This is a genomic window from Exiguobacterium sp. CH10 (genome assembly GCF_018617635.1).
In the GTDB taxonomy this organism is placed as follows: domain Bacteria; phylum Bacillota; class Bacilli; order Exiguobacteriales; family Exiguobacteriaceae; genus Exiguobacterium; species Exiguobacterium aestuarii_A.
Genome location: NZ_JACSKO010000002.1, coordinates 244,881 through 269,109, shown reverse-complemented (window position 1 = coordinate 269,109; position 24,229 = coordinate 244,881). Strand labels below are relative to the sequence as shown.

The 24,229-nt window shown below is 51.3% G+C and carries 28 protein-coding genes and 1 other annotated feature; of the genes, 4 read left to right on the top strand and 24 right to left on the bottom strand.

The genetic code is table 11. The features are described from left to right. Positions 1 to 10: 10 nt before the first annotated feature. The 5 genes from ruvB to KNP04_RS08155 form a co-directional block, all read right to left on the bottom strand. Entirely contained in the window at positions 11 to 1,012 is a 1,002-nt protein-coding gene (gene ruvB, locus KNP04_RS08175) for a Holliday junction branch migration DNA helicase RuvB (protein ID WP_214695364.1), read from the bottom strand. Between the two features lie 10 nt (positions 1,013 to 1,022). Then, entirely contained in the window at positions 1,023 to 1,610 is a 588-nt protein-coding gene (gene ruvA, locus KNP04_RS08170) for a Holliday junction branch migration protein RuvA (protein ID WP_015881166.1), read from the bottom strand. A gap of 93 nt (positions 1,611 to 1,703) precedes the next feature. Next, the gene (gene nadA / locus KNP04_RS08165; protein ID WP_214875313.1) at positions 1,704 to 2,783 is read right to left on the bottom strand and encodes a quinolinate synthase NadA; all 1,080 of its coding nucleotides are present in this window, start codon (positions 2,781 to 2,783) and stop codon (positions 1,704 to 1,706) included. Further along, positions 2,746 to 3,615: a carboxylating nicotinate-nucleotide diphosphorylase gene (gene nadC / locus KNP04_RS08160; RefSeq protein WP_214875312.1), complete on the bottom strand. Its 870-nt coding sequence runs from the start codon at positions 3,613 to 3,615 to the stop codon at positions 2,746 to 2,748. Before nadC ends, nadA begins: the two co-directional genes overlap by 38 nt. After that, positions 3,569 to 5,002 (bottom strand): L-aspartate oxidase, encoded by a 1,434-nt coding sequence (locus KNP04_RS08155; RefSeq protein ID WP_214875311.1) that lies wholly within the window; start codon positions 5,000 to 5,002, stop codon positions 3,569 to 3,571. The genes nadC and KNP04_RS08155 overlap by 47 nt, the downstream gene beginning before the upstream one ends. 95 nt (positions 5,003 to 5,097) lie before the next feature. On the opposite strand from KNP04_RS08155, the gene KNP04_RS08150 reads away from it, so the two are divergent. From KNP04_RS08150 to KNP04_RS08135, 4 genes are all read left to right on the top strand, one after another. Next, positions 5,098 to 6,228: a cysteine desulfurase family protein gene (locus KNP04_RS08150; protein WP_214695356.1), complete on the top strand. Its 1,131-nt coding sequence runs from the start codon at positions 5,098 to 5,100 to the stop codon at positions 6,226 to 6,228. Further along, entirely contained in the window at positions 6,206 to 6,745 is a 540-nt protein-coding gene (locus tag KNP04_RS08145; RefSeq protein WP_214695354.1) for a transcription repressor NadR, read from the top strand. Before KNP04_RS08150 ends, KNP04_RS08145 begins: the two co-directional genes overlap by 23 nt. 107 nt (positions 6,746 to 6,852) lie before the next feature. Continuing rightward, on the top strand, positions 6,853 to 7,431 hold the full coding sequence (locus tag KNP04_RS08140) for a DedA family protein (protein WP_214695352.1): 579 nt from the start codon (positions 6,853 to 6,855) through the stop codon (positions 7,429 to 7,431). Positions 7,432 to 7,550: 119 nt separating this feature from the next. After that, positions 7,551 to 8,324: an NUDIX domain-containing protein gene (locus tag KNP04_RS08135; protein ID WP_214875310.1), complete on the top strand. Its 774-nt coding sequence runs from the start codon at positions 7,551 to 7,553 to the stop codon at positions 8,322 to 8,324. A 43-nt stretch (positions 8,325 to 8,367) separates the two neighbouring features. Here the strand turns inward: KNP04_RS08135 and KNP04_RS08130 are convergent, their stop codons facing one another. The 19 genes from KNP04_RS08130 to KNP04_RS08040 all read right to left on the bottom strand — a co-directional run bounded on the left by KNP04_RS08130 (position 8,368) and on the right by KNP04_RS08040 (position 24,143). Continuing rightward, positions 8,368 to 9,636, bottom strand: coding sequence for a hemolysin family protein (locus KNP04_RS08130; protein ID WP_353047923.1), 1,269 nt, complete (start codon positions 9,634 to 9,636; stop codon positions 8,368 to 8,370). 51 nt (positions 9,637 to 9,687) lie between these two features. Beyond that, positions 9,688 to 10,977 carry a GTPase ObgE gene (gene obgE, locus KNP04_RS08125; protein ID WP_214875308.1) on the bottom strand — a complete coding sequence of 430 codons (1,290 nt, stop codon included), beginning with the start codon at positions 10,975 to 10,977 and terminating at the stop codon, positions 9,688 to 9,690. Further along, positions 10,978 to 11,418 carry a Spo0B domain-containing protein gene (locus KNP04_RS08120; RefSeq protein ID WP_214875307.1) on the bottom strand — a complete coding sequence of 147 codons (441 nt, stop codon included), beginning with the start codon at positions 11,416 to 11,418 and terminating at the stop codon, positions 10,978 to 10,980. Between the two features lie 66 nt (positions 11,419 to 11,484). After that, complete coding sequence (gene rpmA / locus KNP04_RS08115) at positions 11,485 to 11,766, bottom strand: 50S ribosomal protein L27 (RefSeq protein ID WP_015881155.1); 282 nt, start codon at positions 11,764 to 11,766, stop codon at positions 11,485 to 11,487. Between the two features lie 12 nt (positions 11,767 to 11,778). After that, complete coding sequence (locus KNP04_RS08110) at positions 11,779 to 12,114, bottom strand: ribosomal-processing cysteine protease Prp (RefSeq protein ID WP_214819431.1); 336 nt, start codon at positions 12,112 to 12,114, stop codon at positions 11,779 to 11,781. 3 nt (positions 12,115 to 12,117) lie between these two features. Next, on the bottom strand, positions 12,118 to 12,426 hold the full coding sequence (gene rplU / locus KNP04_RS08105) for a 50S ribosomal protein L21 (protein WP_015881153.1): 309 nt from the start codon (positions 12,424 to 12,426) through the stop codon (positions 12,118 to 12,120). 15 nt (positions 12,427 to 12,441) lie between these two features. After that, positions 12,442 to 12,514: a sequence feature (ribosomal protein L21 leader region), on the bottom strand. Between the two features lie 55 nt (positions 12,515 to 12,569). Further along, positions 12,570 to 13,895: a ribonuclease E/G gene (locus KNP04_RS08100; RefSeq protein ID WP_214875306.1), complete on the bottom strand. Its 1,326-nt coding sequence runs from the start codon at positions 13,893 to 13,895 to the stop codon at positions 12,570 to 12,572. A 43-nt stretch (positions 13,896 to 13,938) separates the two neighbouring features. Further along, positions 13,939 to 14,796 carry a septum site-determining protein MinD gene (gene minD, locus KNP04_RS08095; RefSeq protein WP_214695335.1) on the bottom strand — a complete coding sequence of 286 codons (858 nt, stop codon included), beginning with the start codon at positions 14,794 to 14,796 and terminating at the stop codon, positions 13,939 to 13,941. 5 nt (positions 14,797 to 14,801) lie between these two features. Next, complete coding sequence (locus tag KNP04_RS08090) at positions 14,802 to 15,470, bottom strand: septum site-determining protein MinC (protein WP_243834777.1); 669 nt, start codon at positions 15,468 to 15,470, stop codon at positions 14,802 to 14,804. A gap of 5 nt (positions 15,471 to 15,475) precedes the next feature. Next, positions 15,476 to 15,970 (bottom strand): rod shape-determining protein MreD, encoded by a 495-nt coding sequence (mreD, locus tag KNP04_RS08085; protein WP_214875817.1) that lies wholly within the window; start codon positions 15,968 to 15,970, stop codon positions 15,476 to 15,478. A gap of 1 nt (position 15,971) precedes the next feature. Further along, positions 15,972 to 16,862, bottom strand: coding sequence for a rod shape-determining protein MreC (mreC, locus tag KNP04_RS08080; RefSeq protein WP_074035245.1), 891 nt, complete (start codon positions 16,860 to 16,862; stop codon positions 15,972 to 15,974). Between the two features lie 13 nt (positions 16,863 to 16,875). After that, positions 16,876 to 17,913, bottom strand: a complete 1,038-nt coding sequence (locus tag KNP04_RS08075) for a rod shape-determining protein (protein WP_214695333.1) — start codon at positions 17,911 to 17,913, stop codon at positions 16,876 to 16,878. 197 nt (positions 17,914 to 18,110) lie between these two features. After that, entirely contained in the window at positions 18,111 to 18,551 is a 441-nt protein-coding gene (locus KNP04_RS08070; protein ID WP_214875305.1) for a hypothetical protein, read from the bottom strand. A 567-nt stretch (positions 18,552 to 19,118) separates the two neighbouring features. Beyond that, a complete protein-coding gene (radC, locus tag KNP04_RS08065; RefSeq protein ID WP_214749668.1) occupies positions 19,119 to 19,748 on the bottom strand; it encodes a RadC family protein in 630 nt (209 codons plus the stop codon). A gap of 23 nt (positions 19,749 to 19,771) precedes the next feature. Next, on the bottom strand, positions 19,772 to 20,356 hold the full coding sequence (locus tag KNP04_RS08060; protein WP_214875304.1) for a Maf family protein: 585 nt from the start codon (positions 20,354 to 20,356) through the stop codon (positions 19,772 to 19,774). A 141-nt stretch (positions 20,357 to 20,497) separates the two neighbouring features. After that, positions 20,498 to 21,205 carry a hypothetical protein gene (locus KNP04_RS08055; RefSeq protein WP_214875303.1) on the bottom strand — a complete coding sequence of 236 codons (708 nt, stop codon included), beginning with the start codon at positions 21,203 to 21,205 and terminating at the stop codon, positions 20,498 to 20,500. Further along, entirely contained in the window at positions 21,202 to 22,767 is a 1,566-nt protein-coding gene (gene pilM, locus KNP04_RS08050; protein WP_214875302.1) for a pilus assembly protein PilM, read from the bottom strand. The genes KNP04_RS08055 and pilM overlap by 4 nt, the downstream gene beginning before the upstream one ends. Before the next feature lie 13 nt (positions 22,768 to 22,780). Continuing rightward, positions 22,781 to 23,533, bottom strand: coding sequence for a prepilin peptidase (locus KNP04_RS08045; RefSeq protein ID WP_214875301.1), 753 nt, complete (start codon positions 23,531 to 23,533; stop codon positions 22,781 to 22,783). Between the two features lie 112 nt (positions 23,534 to 23,645). Continuing rightward, positions 23,646 to 24,143: a prepilin-type N-terminal cleavage/methylation domain-containing protein gene (locus KNP04_RS08040; protein WP_214875300.1), complete on the bottom strand. Its 498-nt coding sequence runs from the start codon at positions 24,141 to 24,143 to the stop codon at positions 23,646 to 23,648. Positions 24,144 to 24,229 lie beyond the last annotated feature (86 nt).

Genomic DNA, 24,229 nt, shown 5'->3' with positions numbered 1-24,229 from the left:
CTTGCATACCTTACTCCTCTTCCTCTTCATAACCAAAATGCGACTTGGCAAACTGTGTGATCATCCGTCCTCGCGGCGTCCGCTGCAAGAACCCTTGTTGTAATAAATATGGTTCGTAGACGTCTTCGATCGTCTGAGCATCCTCGCCGATCGTTGCGGCGAGCGTCTCAAGTCCGACCGGTCCACCTCCGAACCGCTCCACCATGGCCCGAAGCAATCGATGGTCGACTTCATCGAGTCCGAGTGCATCGACGTGTAGACGGTCGAGCGCATCGGATGCGAGCACCGGATCGATTTCTTTCGTGCCGGCTACCTGAGCGAAGTCGCGGACTCGACGCAAGAGACGATTGGCGATTCGCGGTGTCCCTCGCGAGCGCTTCGCAATCGCGCCACTTGCCTCAGGGGAGATTGAAAGGCGGAATAGCTGGGCCGTCCGACTGACGATCGCCGCGAGTTCGTGTGGCTCATAGTATTCAAGTTTCAGTGTGACCCCGAAACGGTCCCGAAGCGGCGCCGATAACATCCCGGCCCGCGTCGTCGCCCCGACGAGTGTGAACGGTGGCAAATCGATGCGTACGCTTCGCGCCATCTCGCCTTGTCCGTAGACGATATCGAGACAGTAGTCTTCCATCGCTGGATAGAGAATCTCTTCAATCGTCCGACTCAACCGGTGAATCTCATCGATAAATAAGACGTCACCCGGCTCAAGTGTCGAGAGGATTGCAGCCAGGTCACCCGGTCGTTCAATCGCCGGTCCGGCGGTCGTCTTGATGCCGACGCCCATCTCGTTGGCGATAATTTGCGCGAGCGTCGTCTTCCCGAGTCCCGGTGGTCCATACAATAGGACGTGGTCGAGCGTCTCACTGCGAAGTTTAGCGGCCTGAATGAAGACCGACAAATTACCTTTCGCCTTTTCCTGCCCGATATATTGCTCGAAGCGCTGCGGACGTAAGCTCCACTCTTCAGAGTCTTCATATTGCTGATGAGATTGTGACAACAATCGTTCGTCCATAGCTTCCTCCTTATTTCAATAACAGCTGTAGCGCGCGTTTTATGTACGCGTCGGTCGTCAAGATCTCGCCGCTCAATGCTTTGCGGACTTTCGCAATCTCTCGTTCAGAATACCCGAGGGCAACGAGCGCCTCACACGCCTCGTCTAGTTCTGATGCACCTTGTGCGAACAACCCTTCGTTCGGTACATAATCCGGTGCGAGTTCGGATAACTTCCCTTTCAAGTCGAGTGCCATCTGTTTGGCCGTCTTCTTCCCGACTCCCGGGAACTTCGTCAAATACTTCTCATTCTCGGTTTCAATCGCATCGATCAACGCGTCGATATCTCCAGAGGCGACGATCGCGAGTGCCCCCTTCGGTCCGATGCCGCTCACGCTAAGGAGTTTATTGAAGAGCTCCCGTTCCCGGCGTGACCGGAAACCGTATAGCGTCTGTTGATCTTCACGGACATAATGATGCGTAAACACGATTACATGTTCGTCTTGTTCACGATAAAAAAACGGGTTAGGCACATGTACTTTGTAGCCGACGCCCGAGACATCTAACGTTATATATTCCGCACACACATAGGCGACGGGTCCTTTTACGAATTCAATCACGGTGTAATCTCCTTTTCGGTCGGAAAAACTGCATTAATTGTACCATAACGAGCGATATGAAAAAAGGACAGGCGTTTGCCTGTCCTGAAGCGATTATCGTGCGAGCATACGTTCAAGTGCACGTTTCGACCACTCTGTCGTCTCAGCATCGACGCGAATGACGTTCACAGGGTCCGTTTCGAGCGATTCGAGCGCCCAGAGGAGGTGTTGCAAGTCGATTCGGTTCATCGTCAGACACGGACACATGAACGGGTTCAACGAGACGATATCGAGATGCGGATACGTTGCCGCCAACCGGTTCACGAGGTTCATCTCCGTCCCGACCGCCCATTTTGTCCCGGGTTCACTCGCATCAATCTTGTCGATGATATACGATGTCGATCCTGCCTCATCGGCTGCCTGCACGACATCAAACGTGCATTCCGGATGGACGATGATGCGACGATCCGGTTCGCGCTCACGGAACGCTTGAATTTGCGAGATGGTGAACTTCTCATGGACAGAACAATGTCCTTTCCAAAGAATGACCCGGATCTGTTCGAGGTCGCCTTCTGCCACCAGTTCTTCGCGGAGCGGATCCCAGACGGCCATCGCCTCGAGCGGGATGCCGAGGTCATACGCCGTATTCCGTCCGAGATGCTGATCAGGCAGGAACAAAATGCGCTCTCCTGCCTCTAGTGCCCAGCGGACGATTTCATGTGCGTTCGACGATGTGACCGTCGCCCCGCCATGACGTCCGACAAACGCTTTGATGGCCGCCGTCGAATTGACGTATGTAATCGGGATGATGCCTTCCCCGAACTGCTCCGTCAATTCTTCCCACGCAATCTCCGTCTGGTCGATATCAGCCATGTCTGCCATGGAGCAACCGGCCCGCATATCAGGTAAGACGACAATCTGATCGTCGCGTGTCAACATGTCTGCTGTCTCCGCCATGAAATGCACGCCACAGAAGACGATGAATTCCGCTTCGCTCATCTGTTCTGCGAGCCGCGCGAGCTGGAGCGAATCTCCTGTCGCGTCCGCGAATTGAACGACCTCATCTTTTTGATAATGATGCGCCGGTAAGAAGAGACGTGTCCCGAGCCGGTCTTTGACCGCTTGAATCCGCGTCTCCATTTCCTCCACTGACAGATTAGCGTACGTCGGTGGGAGTGTTCCGAGTAGTTGCATGTTTCATTCCTCCTTGTAAATTCATACTGCAGTCGAGTGCCCGTACCGAGTGGGTCAACTGACCGAGTGAGATGACATCGATACGAATCCCTCGATAGTCGGCAATCGTGTCGAGCGTGATGCCGCCAGATACTTCAATTGTGATGTGGTCCGGAATATGCTGGACCCATTCTCGCAGTTCATCGGGTGTCCGATTATCGAGCATCACAATATCCGGATTCGCTTGAACGGCTTCTAAGAGCTGGGCGAACGACTCGACCTCGACTTCAATCGGGGTTGTATGACCGACTCTCGAACGTGCGGCGTGAATGGCTTCTGTCACACCGCCGAGTGCGACGATATGGTTGTCTTTGATCATGACGGCATCGTCGAGGCGGAGCCGATGGTTGTAGCCGCCGCCGACACGAACGGCGTACTTCTCAAGCATGCGGAGTCCCGGTGTCGTTTTCCGCGTATCGGTGACGTGAATCGAGTCGTCATCGAGCGCATCGACACATTGACGTGTCATCGTCGCAATCCCGCTCACGCGTTGAATCACATTCAATAGGACGCGTTCCGTTTCTAATAGGACACGGGTCTTCCCTTTCAAGACAATCAGTTCATCGCCTGGTTCAATCCGATTCCCGTCATCTTGGCAATCCACCAATTCGAGTTGTTGCATTCTAGCAAGTTCTTGGGCAATCGGCTTCCCGCAGAAGATGCCTTGCTCTTTTGCGATGATGGTCGCGATTGACTCGTCGTGTTCATCAATCAATTCACTCGATAGATCGCCATATCCGATATCCTCAATCAGAAACTGTCGTAGCTGTTCGCGTAGATAAATCGTGTTCATCGTACCTCTCCATTTCGAGGATGCTTTGCGCGATGAGGCGCGCCGCATCAAGTTGTAAAGTTTGTTCACTTAATTGTCTTGTCACGTGTTTCGTCAAGGTCAACGTTTGGGTATTTTGTAAGAAACATTTCATTTCGTCGTGATTCGGTGAAATCGTCAACCACTTGCCGATTTGATGACGGAGCGAACGGAACGTGTCAGGTGAGATGTCATACGCCATCACATCGCTCGTCGCAAAGCCTCTGTCCTTCACTTGAATCGCCTCAGCGACACGTTTTCCGAACACCCAGCATTCCAAGAGTGAATTTGAGGCCAGTCGATTCGTCCCGTGTACACCTGCTTCCGCAACTTCTCCGACGGCATACAATCCGTCGACGTCCGTTCGACCCACGTCATCCACTTCAATTCCGCCCATATGAAAATGGAGCCCTGGGCGAACGGGGATTTGTCGAAGGTCGATGCCTAACTTGTCACATGTCGTTGCGAGTTTCGGGAACCGCTCACGTAGTCGCGTCACACCAGTCGTATCAAGAAAGATGGGTTCAACTCGGTCTGTTAAGACACGGGCCACCACGTCTCGAGGGGCGAGACTCCCAAGCGGGTGATGCGCCATCACATCGTTTCCGTATGGATCGACGAGCTTCGCACCGGCACCACGGAGGGCCTCGGTGACGAGATGAGGTTCCTCGGCGGCCAACAAGGTCGGGTGAAATTGAATCCGCTGTAAGTTCGTCAGCTTGGCCCCGCACCGATTTGCCAAGACAAGACCATCACCGGTCACCGTCTGCGCGTTCGAGGTCCAATCGACAAGTCCACCGATTCCTCCGGTCGCGAGAACGACGGCACCTGCCTCGATGTGCAGTAATTTTTCTTTCTGAAACGCCATCGCACCGACGACTCGTCCTTCCTTCATCACAAGGTCATGGACGAGGACGTGTTCGAGTATGTTCACGTTATCCGGTAAAGACCGACGCAAGTGCCGCATGACATGTCGACCAGTCTCGTCGCCTCCGGCATGAAAAATGCGATGCAACTGATGAGCCCCTTCCCGTCCGAGGGCATACCCGTCCTCGTCACGATCGAAGCGGACACCGAACCGTTCCATCTCTTCAATCGCTCGACGTCCTTCTTCCACGAGAATGTCGACGCGTTCTGAGCATGATGTCTGATTCGAAGCAAGCATCGTGTCTTCTTTATGTGCCTCACTCGTCTCCTCGAGATACGAGCTCGCAATCCCCCCTTGTGCCAAATCGGAGTTCGTCGACGTCGCCTCCCCTTTGGAGACGAGAAGGACAGACAATGAGGATGGCACATGTAGCGCCGTCGCGACGGCGGCAAGTCCTGTTCCAATAATCAAAATGTCGGTTTTCTCTATCTGTAAAGACACCTGTATATCACCTGTTTTTCATATGTAATGTTGACTTGTAAACTAGTTTCGCATAATTTTGTGTAGAAGACAACATGAGAAAAGGGGAGTCCATGATGAACCGCTACTTCGACTACGCCGCTACACATCCTATGACACATGCAGCATTAGACCATTACGTGGCTATGGCCAAAAACGTTTATGGGAACCCATCATCACTCCACGCGCACGGATATATGGCTGAAGATTATTTGACAGAGGCACGGCGACTACTTAAACAAGCACTCGGACTCGACGTCTTACGTGGGAAGTTATTGTTCACCGGAAGTGGTTCTGAAAGTAACTACATCGCACTGACGAGCTTACGGAAGCGCATGAAAGGGAAAGAGGTCATCACGTCCTGGCATGAACATGATTCGGTCGCCCTCCTGCTTGAAGAATGGGAACGCGAAGGAGTCATTGTCCATCGCTTGAAGCTGAAAGACGGAAAGTTTGATTTGGAGACGTTCACGCACTTACTCGACCGTGACATCGGACTCGTCACGCTCCAACACGTCAATTCCGACACTGGATGGGTGTTGCCGCTCCATCACATTCAATGTCTCTTAAAATATAAAAAGATTCTCTTTCACGTGGACGGGGTACAGGCACTCGGGAAAATCCCCATCTCCGTTGAAGGAATCGACGCCTACTCGTTCAGCGCCCATAAGGTCGGTGGACCAAAAGGGATCGGAGCCCTCTATATGGAACGCTTGATTCCCCCACCTTACTACCCGGGTCATCACCAATACGGGATTCGTCCAGGTACGATCGATGTTCCCGGAATTAGCGCCTTCGTCAAAGCGCTCGGGGAACGTCAGGATCAACTGACACGTTTTCAGAGAAATTTCATGGCGTTTCGTGCTATCTTGAAAGAGAAGACGTCAGCGTATGTCCATTGGCTCGAGTTTGACGAACAAAGTCCCGCTATCTTTTCCTTCGTATCCCATCAACGCGACGGACAATGGTGGATGACCGAGCTCGACGACCTCGGGTTCCAAGTATCCGCCGGGTCAGCATGTCGCGCCGGTCAGAACGGACCGAACCGCATGCTCGAAGCACTCGGATATGAGACGAGCGCCTGCCACGGACTCGTCCGCATTTCCTTCGGCGCGCAAACGACCGTCGAAGACACATCGGCCCTCGCCGATGCCATCGTCACTTTAGCAAGGAGAGTCGAACATCATGAACAAACGTTTAGCCGGTGAAGAACGCCGTCGCACTTTACTTCAACTGATCGAATCGAGCAATGAACCGATCACTGGATCTGAACTGGCAAGGCACGTATCCGTCAGTCGCCAGGTCATCGTCCAAGACTTGTCGCTCTTAAAAGCGAAAGGTCACCAAATCGTCGCCACCGCGCGCGGTTACGTCTATTTGCACGGCGACTTCACCCCGTCTACCTATTCAAAAAAAGTAGCTTGCCGCCATACGGCAGAGGAGATGGAGGCAGAGATGAACGCCATCGTCGATGAAGGGGTCACCATCAAAGATGTCATCATCGACCACCCTGTTTACGGATCCATCACGGGACAGCTCATGGTGAAGAGTCGACGTGACGTCCGCGCCTTCCTCGAACGGGTCAAGGCACACGGGGCCTCACCGCTCTCGCAATTGACCGGAGGATTACATGTCCATACACTTGAAGCCGATCATCAGGAAGCGATTGATGCCGCGGTGAAGGAGCTTGACCGGCTCGGTATTCTCGTATCTGAATTAGATTGAAGAGACGTCACGAATATGTGACATCTCTTCTTTTTCTTTTCAGTCATGTCCGTTATACTGATGGATGGAACAAGTTTCCTGCAATCACCTTGAAAGGAGGTCTCGTCATGAACGTCCTCGAGCACATGCTCGCCGTATGTGGTGTCTTCAGCATTCCTCTCGGCATCTTCATCCAATTCATCCCGAACGAACTCGTTCTCGCATATGGCGGCTTTCTCGTCGATTCGCATGACGCGTCTTTCTTCCTGATGTTCCTACTGGCGTGGGTTTCCTTCACGCTCAGTCAGATCGGTCTTTACTGGATCGGTCGATATGGTGGGCGTCCCGTCGCCTTGAAGCTGTATCGTTACTTCCGGATTCGGCAAGACAAGCAACTGCGGGCCGAGCGCTGGTTTGAGAAGTACGGGGCATGGATTGTCTGTCTCAGCCTGTTCTGGCGCCAGCTGTTCGCAGTCAGTGCCGGCGTGATGCGCCTGTCGTTCCGAAAGTTCTTGTCGGTGACGACACTCATTTTTGCCGTCTGGTCATTCATCTTCATTCATGTCGGGATGATGCTCGGCAACAACTGGCGGATGATTGGCCACTTCATGGACGACATCCTGCCCTTCCTGGCGCTCGCCATCGGAATTTTTCTCGTTGTCCGTCATCTTCGTCAGCATCCGAAACACGTGAAAGAATCAGCGTAACTTGCGCTGATTCTTTTTTTGTCAGAAAGGGAAACGCTATCATCTGTCGAATAAGAACCATGTAAGCGAATCGCGGTCACACAAACAGGACACCGCACAACGAAAAAGGAGGAATCACCATGTTCCATCGCCGTAAAACGTATACGATTCGACCTGAACGCCTGCAAGAATTCACCGACTTCTTCCATACATACATTTATCCGATTCAAGCGTCCCATGGCGCCCGACTCGTCGGACGCTGGGTGACCGAGGACAAGTCGGAGGTCATGGCACTATGGGAATACCGGGACCGTGAACACTATGAACAAGTCGAACGGGATTACCGCGGTAGCACGTTACGACGGGACGCCATGAAACAGCGGGCCCGCCTCGGAAAAGACCTATATATCAAGTCGAGCGAAGAATTCATGATGCCGACCGGTCACTATACACCACCGCGTGCGATTGTCTGTGTGACAGCGTATATTACGAATGAAGCGGGTGAGGTCCTCCTGGTTAAAAACATGCATCGGAACGACTCCTTTGAGATGCCGGGCGGACAGGTGGAAGAGCACGAGTCACTCGTCGACGCCATCCACCGTGAAGTGGATGAAGAGACAGGCGTGAAAATCGAAGTGGAAGGCATCACGGGAATCTATCAAAACGTGTCGTCCCGCGTCCTCTGTGTCACGTTCCGTGCGAAATATGTATCCGGTGACCTCAGACCACAAGCCGGGGAAACACAGGAAGTCGGATTCTACAAAGTCGACTCGCGTAACGTCGGTGACTATATCAAATGGGAGCACTTCCAAATGCGATTCCTCGATGCGATCGACCCTGTGTATATGCCATACGCCATCTATAAAGTACGTCCATACGAATTGATTGAGCGCATCGAGCGCCAATCGGTGTAACGCAAAAAGGGATGATTCGCTCATAGCGGATCATCCCTTTTCCTTATGCTTCTTCTTGCATGTCTTCTTGCTGTGATTGTCCAGTCTCCACTAACAGTTTCCGGACACGGCGTTTTTCCACGTGAAGAACGGTGAACGTCATATCTTGATACGTGACTTGTGCACCTTTCTCCGGAATGTCGCCGAGTAATTCAACGAACCAACCGCCCATCGTGTTGGAATCGACGTCTGGTTCCGTAATCCCCATCTCTTCAGCGAATTCATCGACGTTCATGTCAGCCATACACTCGTAGACCCCTTCACGGAGACGTCGGAGATAGACGACGGATTCGTCGTGCTCATCCCAGATGTCGCCGACGAGTTCTTCAAGCATGTCTTCTAACGTGATGAGACCCGCCGTGCCCCCGAATTCATCGAGGACGACAGCCATGTGAGATTGCTTCTGTTGGAGAATCGGAAGTAGTTCAATCAATTTCGTCTGTGGTGACACGTACGTGAGCGGTCGGATGAGCGAACGGACATCCGTCACTTCATCCTTCATCATCGAACGTAAGAAGTCACGTTCTGACAAGACACCGATGACGTTGTCGATCGAGTCTTTGTAGACCGGCAAACGTGAATGTCCACCACTGAAAATCGTGTCTTTGATTTCATCGAGCGAATCGTCGATGTCGACAGCCAAAATATCGATTCGCGGCGTCAAGACGTCATCGACGGTAATATCGTTGAAAGCGAAGGCGCTATGGACGAGCTCAGCTTCTGTCTCACCAAGCACACCTTCCTCTTCCCCCATATCGACGAGCACTTTCAACTCTTCTTCCGTGACTGACGGTTCCTTGGCTTTCATACCAATCATCCGAAGCGTCAACTTCTTCAAACCAGTGAAGATCATCGTCACCGGTTTGAGGATCTTGACAAGGAAGACGAGAATTCCGCTGATAAGAAGCGAATACTTCTCCGCAAACTCTTTAGCGAGCGACTTCGGTAAAATCTCACCAAAGATCAAAATGATGACCGTCGTCGCGAACGTCGACACGAGAAGACCCGTACCGCCACTGAAAATCGATGTGGCGATCGCCGTTGATACCGTCGCCGAACCGATGTTGACGATGTTGTTCCCTACGAGGATCGTCGAGAGCGTATCATCAAAGCGGTCGACGAGACTAAGGACGCGTTTGGCGGCTTTATCGCCGTCTTCTGCCATCCGAATCATCCGAACACGGTTTACACTTGAAAGCGCCGTTTCTGCTGATGAGAAAAACGCTGACAACATGATGAGAACTACATATAGAATTAAACTTGACGAGGGCACAGGGTCCACGTTAGCTTCACACTCCGTTTCTTCTTAACAAATAATTTTTTCTTACTCCACGAACTCGAATTCGAAGTCGAGAATCGCAACGACGCTGCCGTCTTCGGCACCGAGCTTACGAAGATCATCATCGACGCCCATCTGACGCATTTGACGAGCGAATCGTTTGATTGACTCATCATGGTCGAAGTTCGTCATCTTGAAGAGCTTCTCGATACGAGGGCCCGTGATGACGAAGCGCTCGTATTCATCGATGTGGATCTGATAGCCTTTCTCTTCCTTCTCATAACGATACACGACACGAGGCGTCGCTGTCTTCTCTTCAAGCTCATCGAGTGGGAATTCAGGTGTCGTATCGACAAAGTTCGCCACTTCGATCAACAAGTTACGAAGACCATCTTGTGCGAGGGCAGAGATTGGGAAGACTTTGACATCGTCTCCTACCTTCTTCTTGAACTCTTCAAGATGTTCCTCTGCGTCCGGCATATCCATTTTGTTCGCCACGACGACTTGTGGACGTTCGAGAAGTCGTAAGTTGTACGACTCAAGCTCACGGTTGATTGTCGTGTAGTCTTCGAACGGGTCGCGTCCTTCCATTCCACTCATATCAATCATGTGAACGATGACTTTCGTCCGTTCGATATGACGAAGGAATTGGTGACCGAGACCGACGCCTTGGCTAGCACCTTCGATGAGACCTGGAAGGTCGGCCATGACGAAGCTACGGTCGTCCGCTGTCTTGACGACACCGAGGTTCGGTGTGATCGTTGTGAAGTGGTACGCCCCGATTTTCGGACGTGCCGAAGAAACGACCGACAGCAATGTTGATTTCCCGACAGACGGGAAACCGACGAGTCCGACGTCTGCGAGGAGTTTCAATTCAAGACGCAATTCGCGCTCTTGACCTGGTTCACCGTTCTCCGCGATTTCTGGAGCCGGGTTGGCTGGTGTCGCGAAACGACAGTTCCCACGTCCACCACGTCCACCTTTAGCGATCGTCGCTTGTTGTCCGTGCTCAGTCAAGTCGGCGATGACTGTATCCGTCTCTGCGTCGAATACGATTGTGCCAGGTGGGACTTTGACGATGAGCGGCTTCGCTTTACGTCCGTGCATCCCTTTTGACATTCCTTTTTCGCCATCATGGGCGATAAACTTCTTCGAATAACGGAAATCAACGAGTGTGCGCAATCCTTCTTCTACTTCGAAGACGACGTCTCCACCGTGACCACCGTCACCACCTGCAGGTCCACCATCTGGGACATACTTTTCGCGACGGAAGGCAACCATCCCTTTTCCGCCGTCTCCAGCTTTTACAAAAATATTAACCTGATCGACAAACATTTATTTCCCCTCCTTTATGTGAAACGTAGTCATCTCTACGTTCTGTTCGTACACATCGGCTGACGTGAGCACGTCTTCCGGGACTTCTCCCGTGACGCGAACCATCAGTCCGTCCGTGAACGTCACATGAATCGGCCCGTCCGTGTCTTTCAACAAGCGGACAAGCATCTCTGCCACTCGCGCATCATCGATGGCGAGTTGGTCGGTCGAAATCGTATACGTCATCCGTCCTTCCCAATTCGCTTGAATCACGACAAGGCTTGTCTGTGGCACGTTCAACCGAACGAGCGCACTCTCCTCGTCGGCCTGTTTCCGATAGCGTTCGTAAAGTTCCTCGAGCTTAGTCGGATCGAGTGCCGCATAGAGCGAGATCAATTGAAGCCGATTCATCCATTCGTGACGGACGGTCGATAAAAGCTCGAGTGTCTGTTCTGAATCCATTTGATCCTCTCCTAGAAAAAAAGACTCTAACCAAAAAAGTGGCTAGAGTCTTCTGCGTCGTTCAACTTACGCGACTGGGTAAACGCTCACTTGTTTCTTGTCGCGACCAAGACGCTCATAGCGTACTACGCCGTCAACTTTCGCAAACAAAGTGTCGTCGCCACCACGGCCAACGTTTTCACCTGGGTGAATCTTTGTACCGCGTTGGCGGTAAAGGATTGATCCAGCTGAAACTGTTTGTCCGTCAGCGCGTTTTGCACCGAGACGTTTCGAAATTGAGTCACGACCGTTTTTAGTCGAACCAACTCCCTTTTTCGAAGCGAAGAACTGAAGGTTCAATTGTAACATGAGGTCCACCTCCTATTGTTCAATTTGGATATATTCACCGTAGCTTCGGGCGACCGTGTCTAACTGCACGAGCATCCCTTCTAATAACAGTTGGGTGCGTTCCATATCCTGCGGTGATAAGTCAGGATACGTCTCGACATAAAAGTAACCACCCTCTGTTTGATCTGCCATTTCTACAAGAAGCGATTGACCCGCAAGCGTTTCGACGGCGTTATAGGCACCAAATATGATGGCTGAAACACCGGCGCACACCAAGTCAGAACCAGGTTCTGCAAAATTGGCATGACCAGTCACTTCGACGGAGCGAATCGAGTTCGCCTCGTCTCGTCTTACCTTGACCCGAATCATAGCTTACGCTTCGATTTTCTCGATGCGAACTTTCGTGTAAGGCTGACGGTGACCTTGCTTACGACGGTAGTTTTTCTTAGCTTTCATTTTGAAGACAGTGATCTTCTTAGCGCGGCCGTGTTTTACCACAGTACCGACAACTTTAGCGCCTTCTACGAGTGGAGCGCCGACTTTAACATCGTCACCACCAACGAAAAGAACCTCACCGAATTCTACAGTACCTTCGACATCAGCATCGAGTTTTTCGATGTAGATCTCTTGACCTGCTTCAACTTTGATTTGCTTACCACCAGTTTTGATGATTGCGTACATATACGTGCACCTCCTTGTTAAACTCAGACTCGCCATCCTGGGCAGGGCAAATACCTTTAAAACCCGTTCTGTGCGGTTGTAGCCATTTGGGTGCTTCCAAACGAACTAACGTTATAGATAATACCACTCTCAATTATTCATTGTCAACGGCGAGATAAGAAATTCTGACATTCTGCGGACGTCCCGTAAAAGGCGAACTCCGGCTCTCCTTCGACGAGGTGTACGTCGATGTCAAATTCATGCCAGGAAGCGGCATGCCACTTTTTCGGTAGTGCGAGCACGACCGCCTCGTATTGCTCGCTAAGGTCAAGGAGTGCGCGTTCAAACTGCGAGAAGACAGCCAGTTTCGATGGCTTGCCTCCATATGTCATCCGGTCTTGGATCGAGCGTCCGGTCCGTTCCCGTGACAATTCGAATAAGCCCATCCGTGTGAATCCGTACACTTCGACGCGTCGCGGGTCACGTGCCCCGAGCTCTTTCATTTTCTTGAGAAGTCGGGTCTGGCCTTCTTTCGATCCGCGTAAAAAGTCGATGACGATCATGCCGCCGATGTTACGTAAGCGCATCTGTTCCATGATCGTATAGAGCGCCGCTTCATTGATTGTATCGGCTGCGCGTCCTTTATCTTTGACGGCGACGTTCTTCCCACTGTTGACGTCGATGACAGTCATCGTCTCGACTTGTTCGATCAAGACGAACGCCCCGCCATCTAACCAGACGGCACGACTCTCGAGCTTTTCAATCGCCTCGTCAAGACGTTTCGCCTCTGGGATTCGACCTTTGCCGATGTGGCGTTTCACGGGAACGTCCAAGCGTTCGATACGCGTCTGTCCTTCTTTGTCGTTCAAGAGGACCGACTCGACCGCATGACGCCGTACGAAATGTTCACAAAGTAGTTCGTCTTGTCCGTATCGCTGTTCGATTACAGCTTTCGCACGATCTCGGAGCAGGTCGAGTTCTTCTTGTAAGGCGTCTGGCGCCATTTGTCCGGCCTCCGTCCGAAACAGGACCCCCTCCTCTTCTGTAAGGGCAACCGACTTCGAGAGGCGGTCCTGCGTGACGAGGTCGAGCTTGCGACTGAACAGTTTCCGACGACCGTACGGGAAGTAGACGAGGTAACGTCCACCGAACCGAATGTTTTCGGTTACTTTATGATGCTTGCCGTTGATGCCTTCTTTCGTCACTTGCACGAGTCGTTTTTCCCCGACGACCGCCGCTTGTCCGATGGCCGGCACGTCCGGATACGAGATCAGTGCGCGAAGCGTCTCCGCAATCGGTAAAAAGAACGTCGTCTCCCCGTCCGTCAAAAATGCCGCGCCGAGTGACGGGTGGATCCGTTCAATCGCAGCCTCGACGATTGTACCGACCGATAATTGGTCGACGAAGCGTTCTTCGACCTCGAGTAACCGTTCCCCGTCCACGAGCATCGCCCGTTCAATGGAAGGTGTTCGTTCGTAGATTAACTTCATGTGCACCTCTCCTTTCGACAGAAAAAGGCAACTTTCGTTGCCTTTACGCTTTTTTCATTCCAAATTTCATCATGAGTCGTGCCCAGAAGCCGACCGGCGCCGTCTCTGTCTGAATCGACATGAGCGGGACCGATTCGCCGAGGATGCGACGTGTGATGTTGCGGTACGCTTGTCCGGCATTGTTGTCCGGGTTCATCGTGACCGGCACCCCGCGGTTCGCAGCGGCAATGACTTCCTCATCATCGATGACGACGCCAAGGAGATCGATCGACAAGATGCGCATGATGTCATCGATATCGAGCATATCACCCGATTCGACGAGGTGGTTCTTCACCCGGTTGACGACGAGTTTCGGTGCTTCGATATGACTCGCTTGCTCAAGCATCCCGATGATGCGGTCCGCGTCTTGAACGGCGGCCTTCTCAGGCGTCGTGACGACAATCGCCTCGTCCGCTCCAGCAATCGCGTTCATGAACCCTTGCTCGATTCCTGCAGGACAGTCGATCAAGACGAAATCATATTCCGTCTTCAACTGGTCGACAATTTCTTTCACTTGCTCAGGATTGACCGACGTCTTGTCTTTCGACTGTGCGGCCGGAAGTAAGTACATCTCCTCGAACCGTTTGTCGCGAACGAGCGCCTGATTCAACTTACATTGTCCCGTGATGACATCGACGAGGTTATAAATGCTCCGGTTGTCGAGTCCGAGAATGATATCGAGGTTACGCAACCCGATATCCGTATCGACGAGACAGACCGAGTGTCCAGACAAGGCGAGCCCCGTCCCGATGTTGGCGGTCGTCGTCGTTTTCCCGACGCCCCCTTTTCCTGATGTCACGACGATGGCTCTGCCGTTTTTCACTTCTTTTTCTGTATGTACAGGCTCCACTACTTGCTCCATTCCACTCACCCTCTCTGTAATTCCATTGCATATGCGTCCTTCAGACCGGTCATGACGTGGCGGAGACGTGTCATCTCAATCCCGTCATTCGTCTGATACGCACAACCCATCTCAATCTCAGGAAGTTCTTCCTCATCGTCGGACGTGAGAACATGTTCGCCGATTGCCAAAAACTTCGGATGGAGGAGGCTCGCGGTAATGACCGCTTCTTCCCATCCTTCGACACCCGCACGCACATTTCCTCGTATCGTGCCCAAACAATAAATACTTCCTGTCGCCCGGACCTCAGAACCAGGGTTGATGTCCCCAATCACAAGCACCGAGCCATCAAACGCGAGGACCTGTCCACTGCGAATCGTCCCACTATGATAGTGGAACGTCTTTCTGCCGTACGTCGCTTTCGCTTCTTCCGTCAACATGACATCGCTCGACAAGTCTTCAATATAAAAAACGCCATGACGAGCGACGACCTCACGAATTTGACGTGTCAGCTCCTCGTCAAGATAACGAGTTCCCGCGTGCAACTTCAGGGCAATCTTACCGGACGGCGGCTCCATTTCTTGTAATGTCGCTTCAAAGTCCGTAAGCACCTCGTCGATGCCACTCTTCGGATTGAAGTGAATGGCAATTCCGTTGCGATGTCCTTTAATCGTAATGTGTCGTTTACGCTCCATCATGGCTACCCTCTTTTCACAACAGGTCGGATCGCCACGTACCGCATCATCGGATAATAAAGAATCACGATGGCGATGGCATTGACGAGCACGGTCCCTGGAATCTGTTCAATCAATAGTGTTTGAATCGTCATCAACGTCCCACCGATTGCTGCCATGATCCCGTATATCGCAACTGTGAATACGACAATCATGAACGTAAAGGTGATGGTGACGGAGAAGAAGTTCTCACCTATATATTTTAACACGAAGCTGGCTAAGAGAGGAATGAGTGAAAAAGTAAATACATAAATTCCGAGCAAGTCGGTGTAGACGATATCATACAGCAACCCGAATACAAGACCGAACCCGAGCGCCGTCTCCCATCGACCATACAGACTGACGAACATCAGCCCGATTAGCGTTAATAAAAGATACGGCGTGGCATAGTGCCACGAGAAAATCGATGCCCATGTTCCTTCAATAAGAAAAAGGAGGAACAGGGCGATGAACACTTTCATGTTACTCACCCGCTGCTCCTCCTTCCTCGGGACCCGTTAGAAACGGTTCGTCTAGTGTCCGATCAATCACGTACATTTGTGAGAACTCATTGAAGTCGGCCTCCGGTTTGATCCGGGCGACTTGAGAGACGCCATATTCGTCCGTCTCGATCGACTCGATCGTACCGATGACGAGTCCGGCCGGGTAACGTCCCCCGAGTCCAGAGGTCGATACGATTTCTCCTTCTTTCAGCTTGACGCTATTCGATACTTTCGTGAAGAACAACTCGTTCGTCTCCGTATCGAAGCCGTCAATCGTCCCATACGTCGCTTTGCCGTCCGCATCTTTGACGACAGCCGAGACGTTGTTCGTCCGGTTGTTGTCGCTGAGCAGTTGCACTTGTGACGTATAGGCGCTCGTTTGAATGACACGACCGACCATCCCGCTCGCCGCGGTCACGGCCATGCCCTTCTCAACGCCGCTTTCAGAACCGACGTTGATGGTGACGTAGCGTTGCCAATCGTTCGGTGTCCGACCGATGACCTCCGCCGGAATGAGGTCGAAGTCGCGTAACGACTCGTCTTTCGCTTCGACCATTTTCCGAAGCTCCTCATTCTCACGGCGTAAATCATCCGCCTCAACCGATACCTCGGCGTACTTCGCCAAATGTTCTTTCAGTTGACGGTTCTCTTCGTAGATGTCGCGGACGTCCGAGATGGACGAGACGGTCGAGTCCATCCATCCGATTGGTACCGCGAACACTCGCTGGAACGTGCCGACCACATCACGCGTGACGTCTTGGTACCAGGCTGATTCCGATCGTCCTCGAATCGAAACCCCTAAAATGACGAAAAACAAGATCAGTACAATTAGCGTGATGATGAGCTTTTTATTACGTACGAATCGGCTCATCGTGTCTCACCTCTCATCGACGTGACGAGATGCCTGATTTCGAACGGAGGACGTCCATCATTTCAAGAGATTTTCCTGTACCGACTGCTACACAGTCGAGTGGCTCATCCGCAACGAGTGTCGGGATGTGCGTCTCGTCTGAGATGACGTCGTCCAAGTTTTTGAGGAGCGCGCCGCCGCCTGTCAAGACGATTCCACGGTCCATCACGTCAGCCGCGAGTTCTGGTGGTGTTTGTTCGAGCGTCTGCTTGACACCTGCCAAGATCGCTTCGACTGTATCCGAGAGTGCTTCGCATACTTCTGTAGACGACACTTCGATTTGTTTCGGAAGTCCTGTCACGAGGTCGCGACCACGGATTTCCATCTTCTCCGCCTCGTTCGATGCGTCGATGCGCGCCGAACCGACTTCCATTTTGAGCGTCTCGGCCGTACGTTCCCCGATCATGAGATTGTACTTGTTTTTGATGTAACGAATAATGGCGTCATCCATTTCGTCACCACCGACACGAATCGATTGGCTTGTCACGATGCCGCCGAGTGAGATCACTGCGACTTCGGTCGTACCGCCACCGATATCTACGACCATCGAGCCTGTCGGTTCCCAAACCGGGAGACCTGCGCCGATTGCTGCCGCGAACGGTTCTTCGATAGTATAAGCTTCACGAGCGCCTGCTTGTTTTGCCGCGTCTTCAACAGCGCGTTTTTCAACAGACGTGATGCCACTTGGCACGCAAATCATGACGTTCGTCTTCGATGAGAACAAACCGCCTTTTGATTTTTGAGCTTGCTCCATGAAGTATTTGATCATCGTTGCTGTCGTTTCAAAGTCAGCGATAACGCCGTCTTTCATCGGACGACGAGCAGAGACGTTCCCTGGTGTACGTCCAATCATATCTTTGGCCTGGTTACCAACGGCCTCAATTCTACCTGTATCTGTGCGGAACGCCACAACGGACGGTTCACGAACAACAATTCCTTGACCCTTTACGTAAACGAGCGTGTTAGCCGTTCCAAGGTCGATTCCGATTTCTCGGTTAAAACTACGAAACATAGGTGTTGCTCCTCTCTTCGTTACACTATTTTTTATTATAACGGAAAAATCATGTTTGAAAACGTTCATTCGATTACAGGTTATTTACAATAACCGCATCTCAGTCCTGTCTCACCGTCTACTAGTTTGCCTTCTTTTGAGGAAAAAGGCAAATCAAAAAAGCAGACGCGAGTGGGCGTCTGCCTAAGAGAGAACGGTTACAAACCAGGTTGGAGCGGAAGTAGTAACATCGCGCCGTAAAAGAAGACTGAGAAGATGAGTACCGGTCGAAAGAAGCGGGACGGCTTCAAGCGCGTCGCTCCGGCTAAAAAGCTCGTCGTCGTCATGACGAATATGTAGATGCCGACGTACATGAGAAGTAAGCGGACGAGTATCGTCCAGATGCCGAGTTGGTCGAGTTCGTTGAATGCGAGCACAATCAGACCAAGATAGGCAATGAGTGAGAGAATCCCAACTCCGACGCCGACGAGCGGAGAGACACGATCGAGCCAGTGGTCCTCGTCGAACCGAAGGAATAGCGCTGTACTCACAAATATAAATAAGACGAATAGGACGAGCGAGAAGATGGTTGTGTCTAGATGGACGTAACTCACGAGGAGCGAGACGCCGAGCATTAACAACCAGATGATTTTTTCCATGTTGAACACCTCACTTAATATCTTACCAAAGTCTCTGATTCAATTGGAGGAAATTGTATATTCCTTTTTCTTAGTCATAGTTTCTTTAATGTATGCAAGGTATTTTGTTGCAAGGAAACGTGGAGATTGTCTTCGTTTAACTGGACTTATAGCCATCGCTTTTCATTCGTTCGTTTGACGATTTTGATCCTTGTCATTGACGCCATAAAAAACCATTGATAGACCTATAATCAAACAAATTAGACCCCCAAGCCCTGTTGTTATGATTGACGACTGTTCAGGATAAAATTCTTTACTTAGACTCAGGAATATAAAAAATATCCATCCTACAAGATTAATCTTATGTCTTTTTGACAATCCAGCTCCTCCTCTTCAATTAAAGGATTCATAACTATTATTCAATCATTGTCTTGACCATATTTTCTACCTGATATTTCTTTTTAAGAGGTTAGTTATACCTGTTTCCTAAACTGTTTAAATTTTATACACGGCACCATTTCCGATAGCGATTGATTATGATTAAAAGAAATAAAAAAAGCAGACATCACAATGCCTGCTCCCCACTTCTCACCCATTCATATATCCTCGCTGCTTCATGCTGACGTAATGGTCTTCCCCAATGATGACGTGATCGAGACAGGCGATGCCGACGATGTTCCCTGCTTCGACCAACCGTTCGGACACTTCGATATCTTCCCGACTCGGCGTCGCGTCCCCACTCGGATGATTATGCACGGCGATAAAGCACGCAGCAGACAGTTTGAGCGCTTCACGGAACACGTCGCGCGGATGCACGATCGATGAATTGAGCCCACCGACGAAGAGCGTCTTCCGAGCGATGAGTTGATTTTTCGTGTTGAGGTACAGACAAACGAAATGCTCCTGATTCAGTAGCCTCAACTCATCTCGCAACAGCTCATATGCATCTTGGGGCGATCGAATCGTCGGCATACTCGCTTTCGGCTCTTCGACGTATCGAATCCCAATCGTGAATGCGGCCAGGAGTTGCTCTGCTTTCTTCTTCGTCATTCCTTCGATTTTGCACAAGTCTTGGACAGACGCCTGTGACAGCGCCCGTAACGTCGGATACACATCCGAGATGCGGCGTGCCGTCTCCATCGGGTCCGGTCCCCGTCCTCCGATTTGAAGCAATCTCGCGATGGCGGTCTCTACACTACGGTCAATCACCATGGTCATTCCTTCACCTACTTTCAAGGCATTCACAGGAAGCGAGGCTTCACCCCATGCCGGTCGAGCGTCTTGACGAGCGGATGGATCGGTAAACCGACGACGTTATAAAAATCACCTTCGATTTTCTCAACGAAAAGACCACCCGACCCTTGGATGCCATATGCTCCCGCCTTGTCGTACGGTTCTGTGGAATCAAGGTAATCTTTCATCCAACTCTCCGGAATCACGTCGAATGTCACATGCGTCGTCGTGACAAACAAGTCCTGCGTCGCACCGATGATGCTCACGCCTGTGAGCACTTCATGGGTCGAGCCGGACAAGCGTTCGAGCATCCGTTTCGCATCCTCACGATCCGCTGGCTTCTCCAGGATGACTCCGTCTAAGACGACGACCGTATCCGCACCAATCACGATAGCATCTCGATGATCCCGCGCCACATCCATCGCTTTCTCACGAGCGAGACGGGCAACGTAATCGCTCGGGGACTCCTTGCCGTCCGTTCCTTCCGTCACGTTCGATGGGATGACCTCATGCTCGATTCCCGCTTTACGCAGTAACTCCGTACGTCGTGGTGACATCGAGGCGAGAATGACACGCTTCTGTGTTGAATTCATTGTATCGACTCCTTCTCTTCTTCTAAAATGGGCTTCCTTGCCGTTTCATACTTCTCTGTTGATTGTAGGCAACACGGGTCGTAAACACAATCACTCGGGTCGAAAAAAACGCCCCTTCAATTTCTGAAGGGACGTGTCGATTCATGGTGTCGTATAGTCGTAAACCGGGATATCCTTCTGTTCGAAGGCCGGTTCCGGGATGTAACGATCTGGAACGAGTTGATCGAGGTCCGGGCGATAGAAGGCATCCAGCTCGACCGTAAAATCAAGCGCCTGTACTTCTTCGACCGTATTTGGTCCTGTCTCGGCTGGTCCCGTGAATTGAATCGTCCGCAACACATGGATGCGGTTCATCGACTCAATCGATTCTAAGAACGAGACGAGGGCATCATACGTCTCAGCCTGAAGGGTCACGGTCGAACGAATTGTCGAGGCGTTGACCGGTGCGACGTCCGTCGGTTCAGCCGGTTCATTCGTCTCACTGACGTCGGCCGGATTGAACGGTTCGACTGTCTCAGGTACCTCTGACTCGGCCACCAAGGAGTCCGCGAAGGCGATGCTTGTCACATCGACGCCAGCTAATAAGCTTGCCTGTGACAATGCCTCGACGACCGTATCGAGTGCAGGTGCCGTCGGAACGCGCGTCTGGAGCGTTTGTGAGTCTGCCACGTCAACGGCTTTCCCTGCCTGACGCAACAGTTCAAGCTTCGTCCGTTCGAGCGAGAGGTCTCGCTCGAGCGCTTCGACTTCTCCTTGTTTGATGAAATACGTATAGCCGAAGTAAGTCGGTGCTACGATGGCTGCGAGGAGGCAAATCGCAAATAACGCATAAATTGTCGAACGTTTCATTGACTCACCACCTCCGCATCTGCTTCCTCTTCTTCAGTCAATTCTTCCTCCACGTCTTGGAACATGAACGTGAACTCTCCGATGTAGCGTGGAAGCGGGTCTTCTTCGAATGAATTTTCCTCTTCCTCTTCTGCCGACTTCAATTCGGTCGTTACGCCGAGAAGCTTCACGTCAAGGAAGCGTTCATCTGTCATGAGCGAACGTTGGAAGGCGTTCAAATCTTCAAGCGTCTCAAATTGTGTCCGCACGCTCATAATCGATCCGTCCGCGTAGTTATACGTCAACACGTAACCCGTCGGAGGCAATTGTTCGGTCAGCGCCCGAAGTGCCGGCACCGCATCTTTCTCCATGTCCGTCAACGCCGTCACGGTCTGGTCGAGCGAGAGCACTTGTTGTGCTTTCGAGTTCACTTGTTCCGTTTGATAGATTTCAACAAGTTGGAGTTCCTCTTCAATACGTGCTTGTTCTGCTTCCAATTGCCCTACCTCATAGTAAAGGTAACCGGCAGCGCCTCCTCCGAGGAGAAGTGCGACAAGTCCCGTCACGATTGGCCAACGGAGCGTCACATCGGTCGAGTTGATAAAGTTCGTATCCTGGTCACGTTGAAGGGTCGCCATTCCGAGTAAAGGAAGCATCTGATGCGATAGCGGTGTCCCATGGGCAATCGCGAGCGGTTGCTCGACCCGTGTGACGGAGACGAGGGACTCGGATTGAATCATGTGAACAAGATCGTCTACTTCAGGAACCGTTCCCGAGACGTATAAGTGGTCAATCGCTCGACCATCCGTCCGTAGCGAGTAACGATAGAAATCAAGGAAACGGGCGAGTTCGTTCAACCAGTCATCCATCTGGTTCGCTTTCATCTCATCCGTTCCGTTGTATGTATACGTCACGACTCCGTCTTTCGTCCCGACTTGGTACGGAAGGTCTGACTCGATGGAACGAATGAAGCGAATCTGTCCTTCTTCTAACACCAACAATTGATGCGAGAATGGTGTCACGTGCCAGATGAGCGTCGACTGGAGCGAATCGATGTCTGATAAACGCATGACGCCGTTTGCGACTGCGACGGAGCGTGGCGTGATTTTCTTCAACGCGAGACCACGTTTTTTCATGTACGAGCGGAGCGACTTCGTCAGTTCAATCGATACAGCATGAAGCATGACGTCCGTCTTGACCCCGTCTTCACCTAACACTTCATAATCGAACGACACGTCGTCGAACGGTAAGATGATGGAACTACCGATTTCCATGAATAAGTAGCCACGAATCTCATCCTTCGGAATCGTAGAAGGAATCTCGACTTTCCGTGACAACACTTCTGTCTCATCCAATGCGACCGCACACGTCATACCGCGACGGACTTTTAATTTGCGACAGAGTTCGTCGAAGGCGAGACTGAACGTGGTCTCGTCTAAGATTCTCCCTTCTCCGTACGCGTCTTTCGCCAACTGAACCGAGGCGCTTCGCTTGAACACACCTTGTTTGATGACGGCACCGTGGATGCTGAGTGCATCAAACGAAAAATAGGTGACCGTCCCTTTCTCTATCCCACGACTCATGATCGTTTTCCCCCTACATCAACTCAAAATACCAATCAAAAAAGCTTTCACTAAACCAAAACGTCAACATCGTCCCAAGCGCGATCGATGGCACGAACGGAATCGGTTGTTTTCGTCCAATTTTTTTTGAAGCAATCAAACCCACTCCGACAACCGCACCGATCAAGCTCGACAAGAACAAAGCGACGAGTACATCACGAGGACCGAGCACGAGACCAATCATAGTAAACAATTTGACGTCCCCTGCCCCAAGTCCCCCTTTTGAGACGAAAAAGACGGTCGCTAAAAGAGAAAATCCGAGGAGCGCACCAGCAAGCGGTGACCACCACGTGGCACCTGTGGCGTATGTAAGGACGAGTAAGATCGGTGCCGTGATCCGCAAGATGACGTTCGGCACGAGCATCGTCGATAAATCAGATACGGCGAGCGCCAACAACGTCGATAAGAAGGCGAACGCGAGAAGCGTCGTCATACTAAATCCGTAAAGTGTATAGCTATAGCCATATCCGATGGCTCCGAGCAATTCAAAGATCGGATACGTCGGCGCGATCCGCTCGCCACACCCACGGCATCTCCCTCTGAGAGCGAGATAGCCGAGAATCGGAATGAGTTCCCACGGTGACAATTCGTGACCGCAAGACGGACAATGTGAGCGCGGTGTCACGATAGATTGTTGACGTGGCACGCGGAGCCCGACGACGTTCGTGAACGACGTGATAACCGCCCCGAGGACGATGCTATATAAGAATCCAATCAATTCGATCAAGGGAGGATCCTCCTTTTGTCAGTATATGCCAAAAACAGAAAACCGGCTAGGCTGAGCGAGTGCCCAGCGCCAGCCGGAAGAATTATAAAATACTAGATTATTTTCAAATTCATTAAGGAGTTGGTTTTGGGGCTTTAGTCTCGCTTTCGAGTGTACCTTTGTCAAGCATATCTTCTGGAGTAGCTGCGAAACTATAGTCATCTTCATCACTAGTAAGTGTGACAGCGTAAGTATACTTACCTGATACATTTTTAATTACAACTGACGCGGCCTTGTATTCAGCATTATCAGCAAACGGATCTTGTAAATTGTCGACATAAGTCGTTCCATCAGCTTCACCTGAATCGACAGTTCCTTTAAATTTCATTGTTGTCGAATCACTAACAGGATTCGATGCTGTATACAACTTCGCCGCACTCACCATCTGCTTCGCATCGGCGACCATTGCATCCTTCTTCGAGTTCTCGATAATCCCACCAATCGCAACGACCGCGATGGCTGCGATAATTCCTAAAATAACAACGACGACGAGCAACTCGACGAGTGTGAGTCCACGCTCATCTTTTAATTGTTTGGCATCTTGCCAAATCATTTTTAACTTTTCTACCATGATTCATTCTCCCCTTTTGTGTGATGTGCTGCATGTAAACTAGATTTATTACGAAAGACCTAAACTAGAAGTAGAACAATTTTACT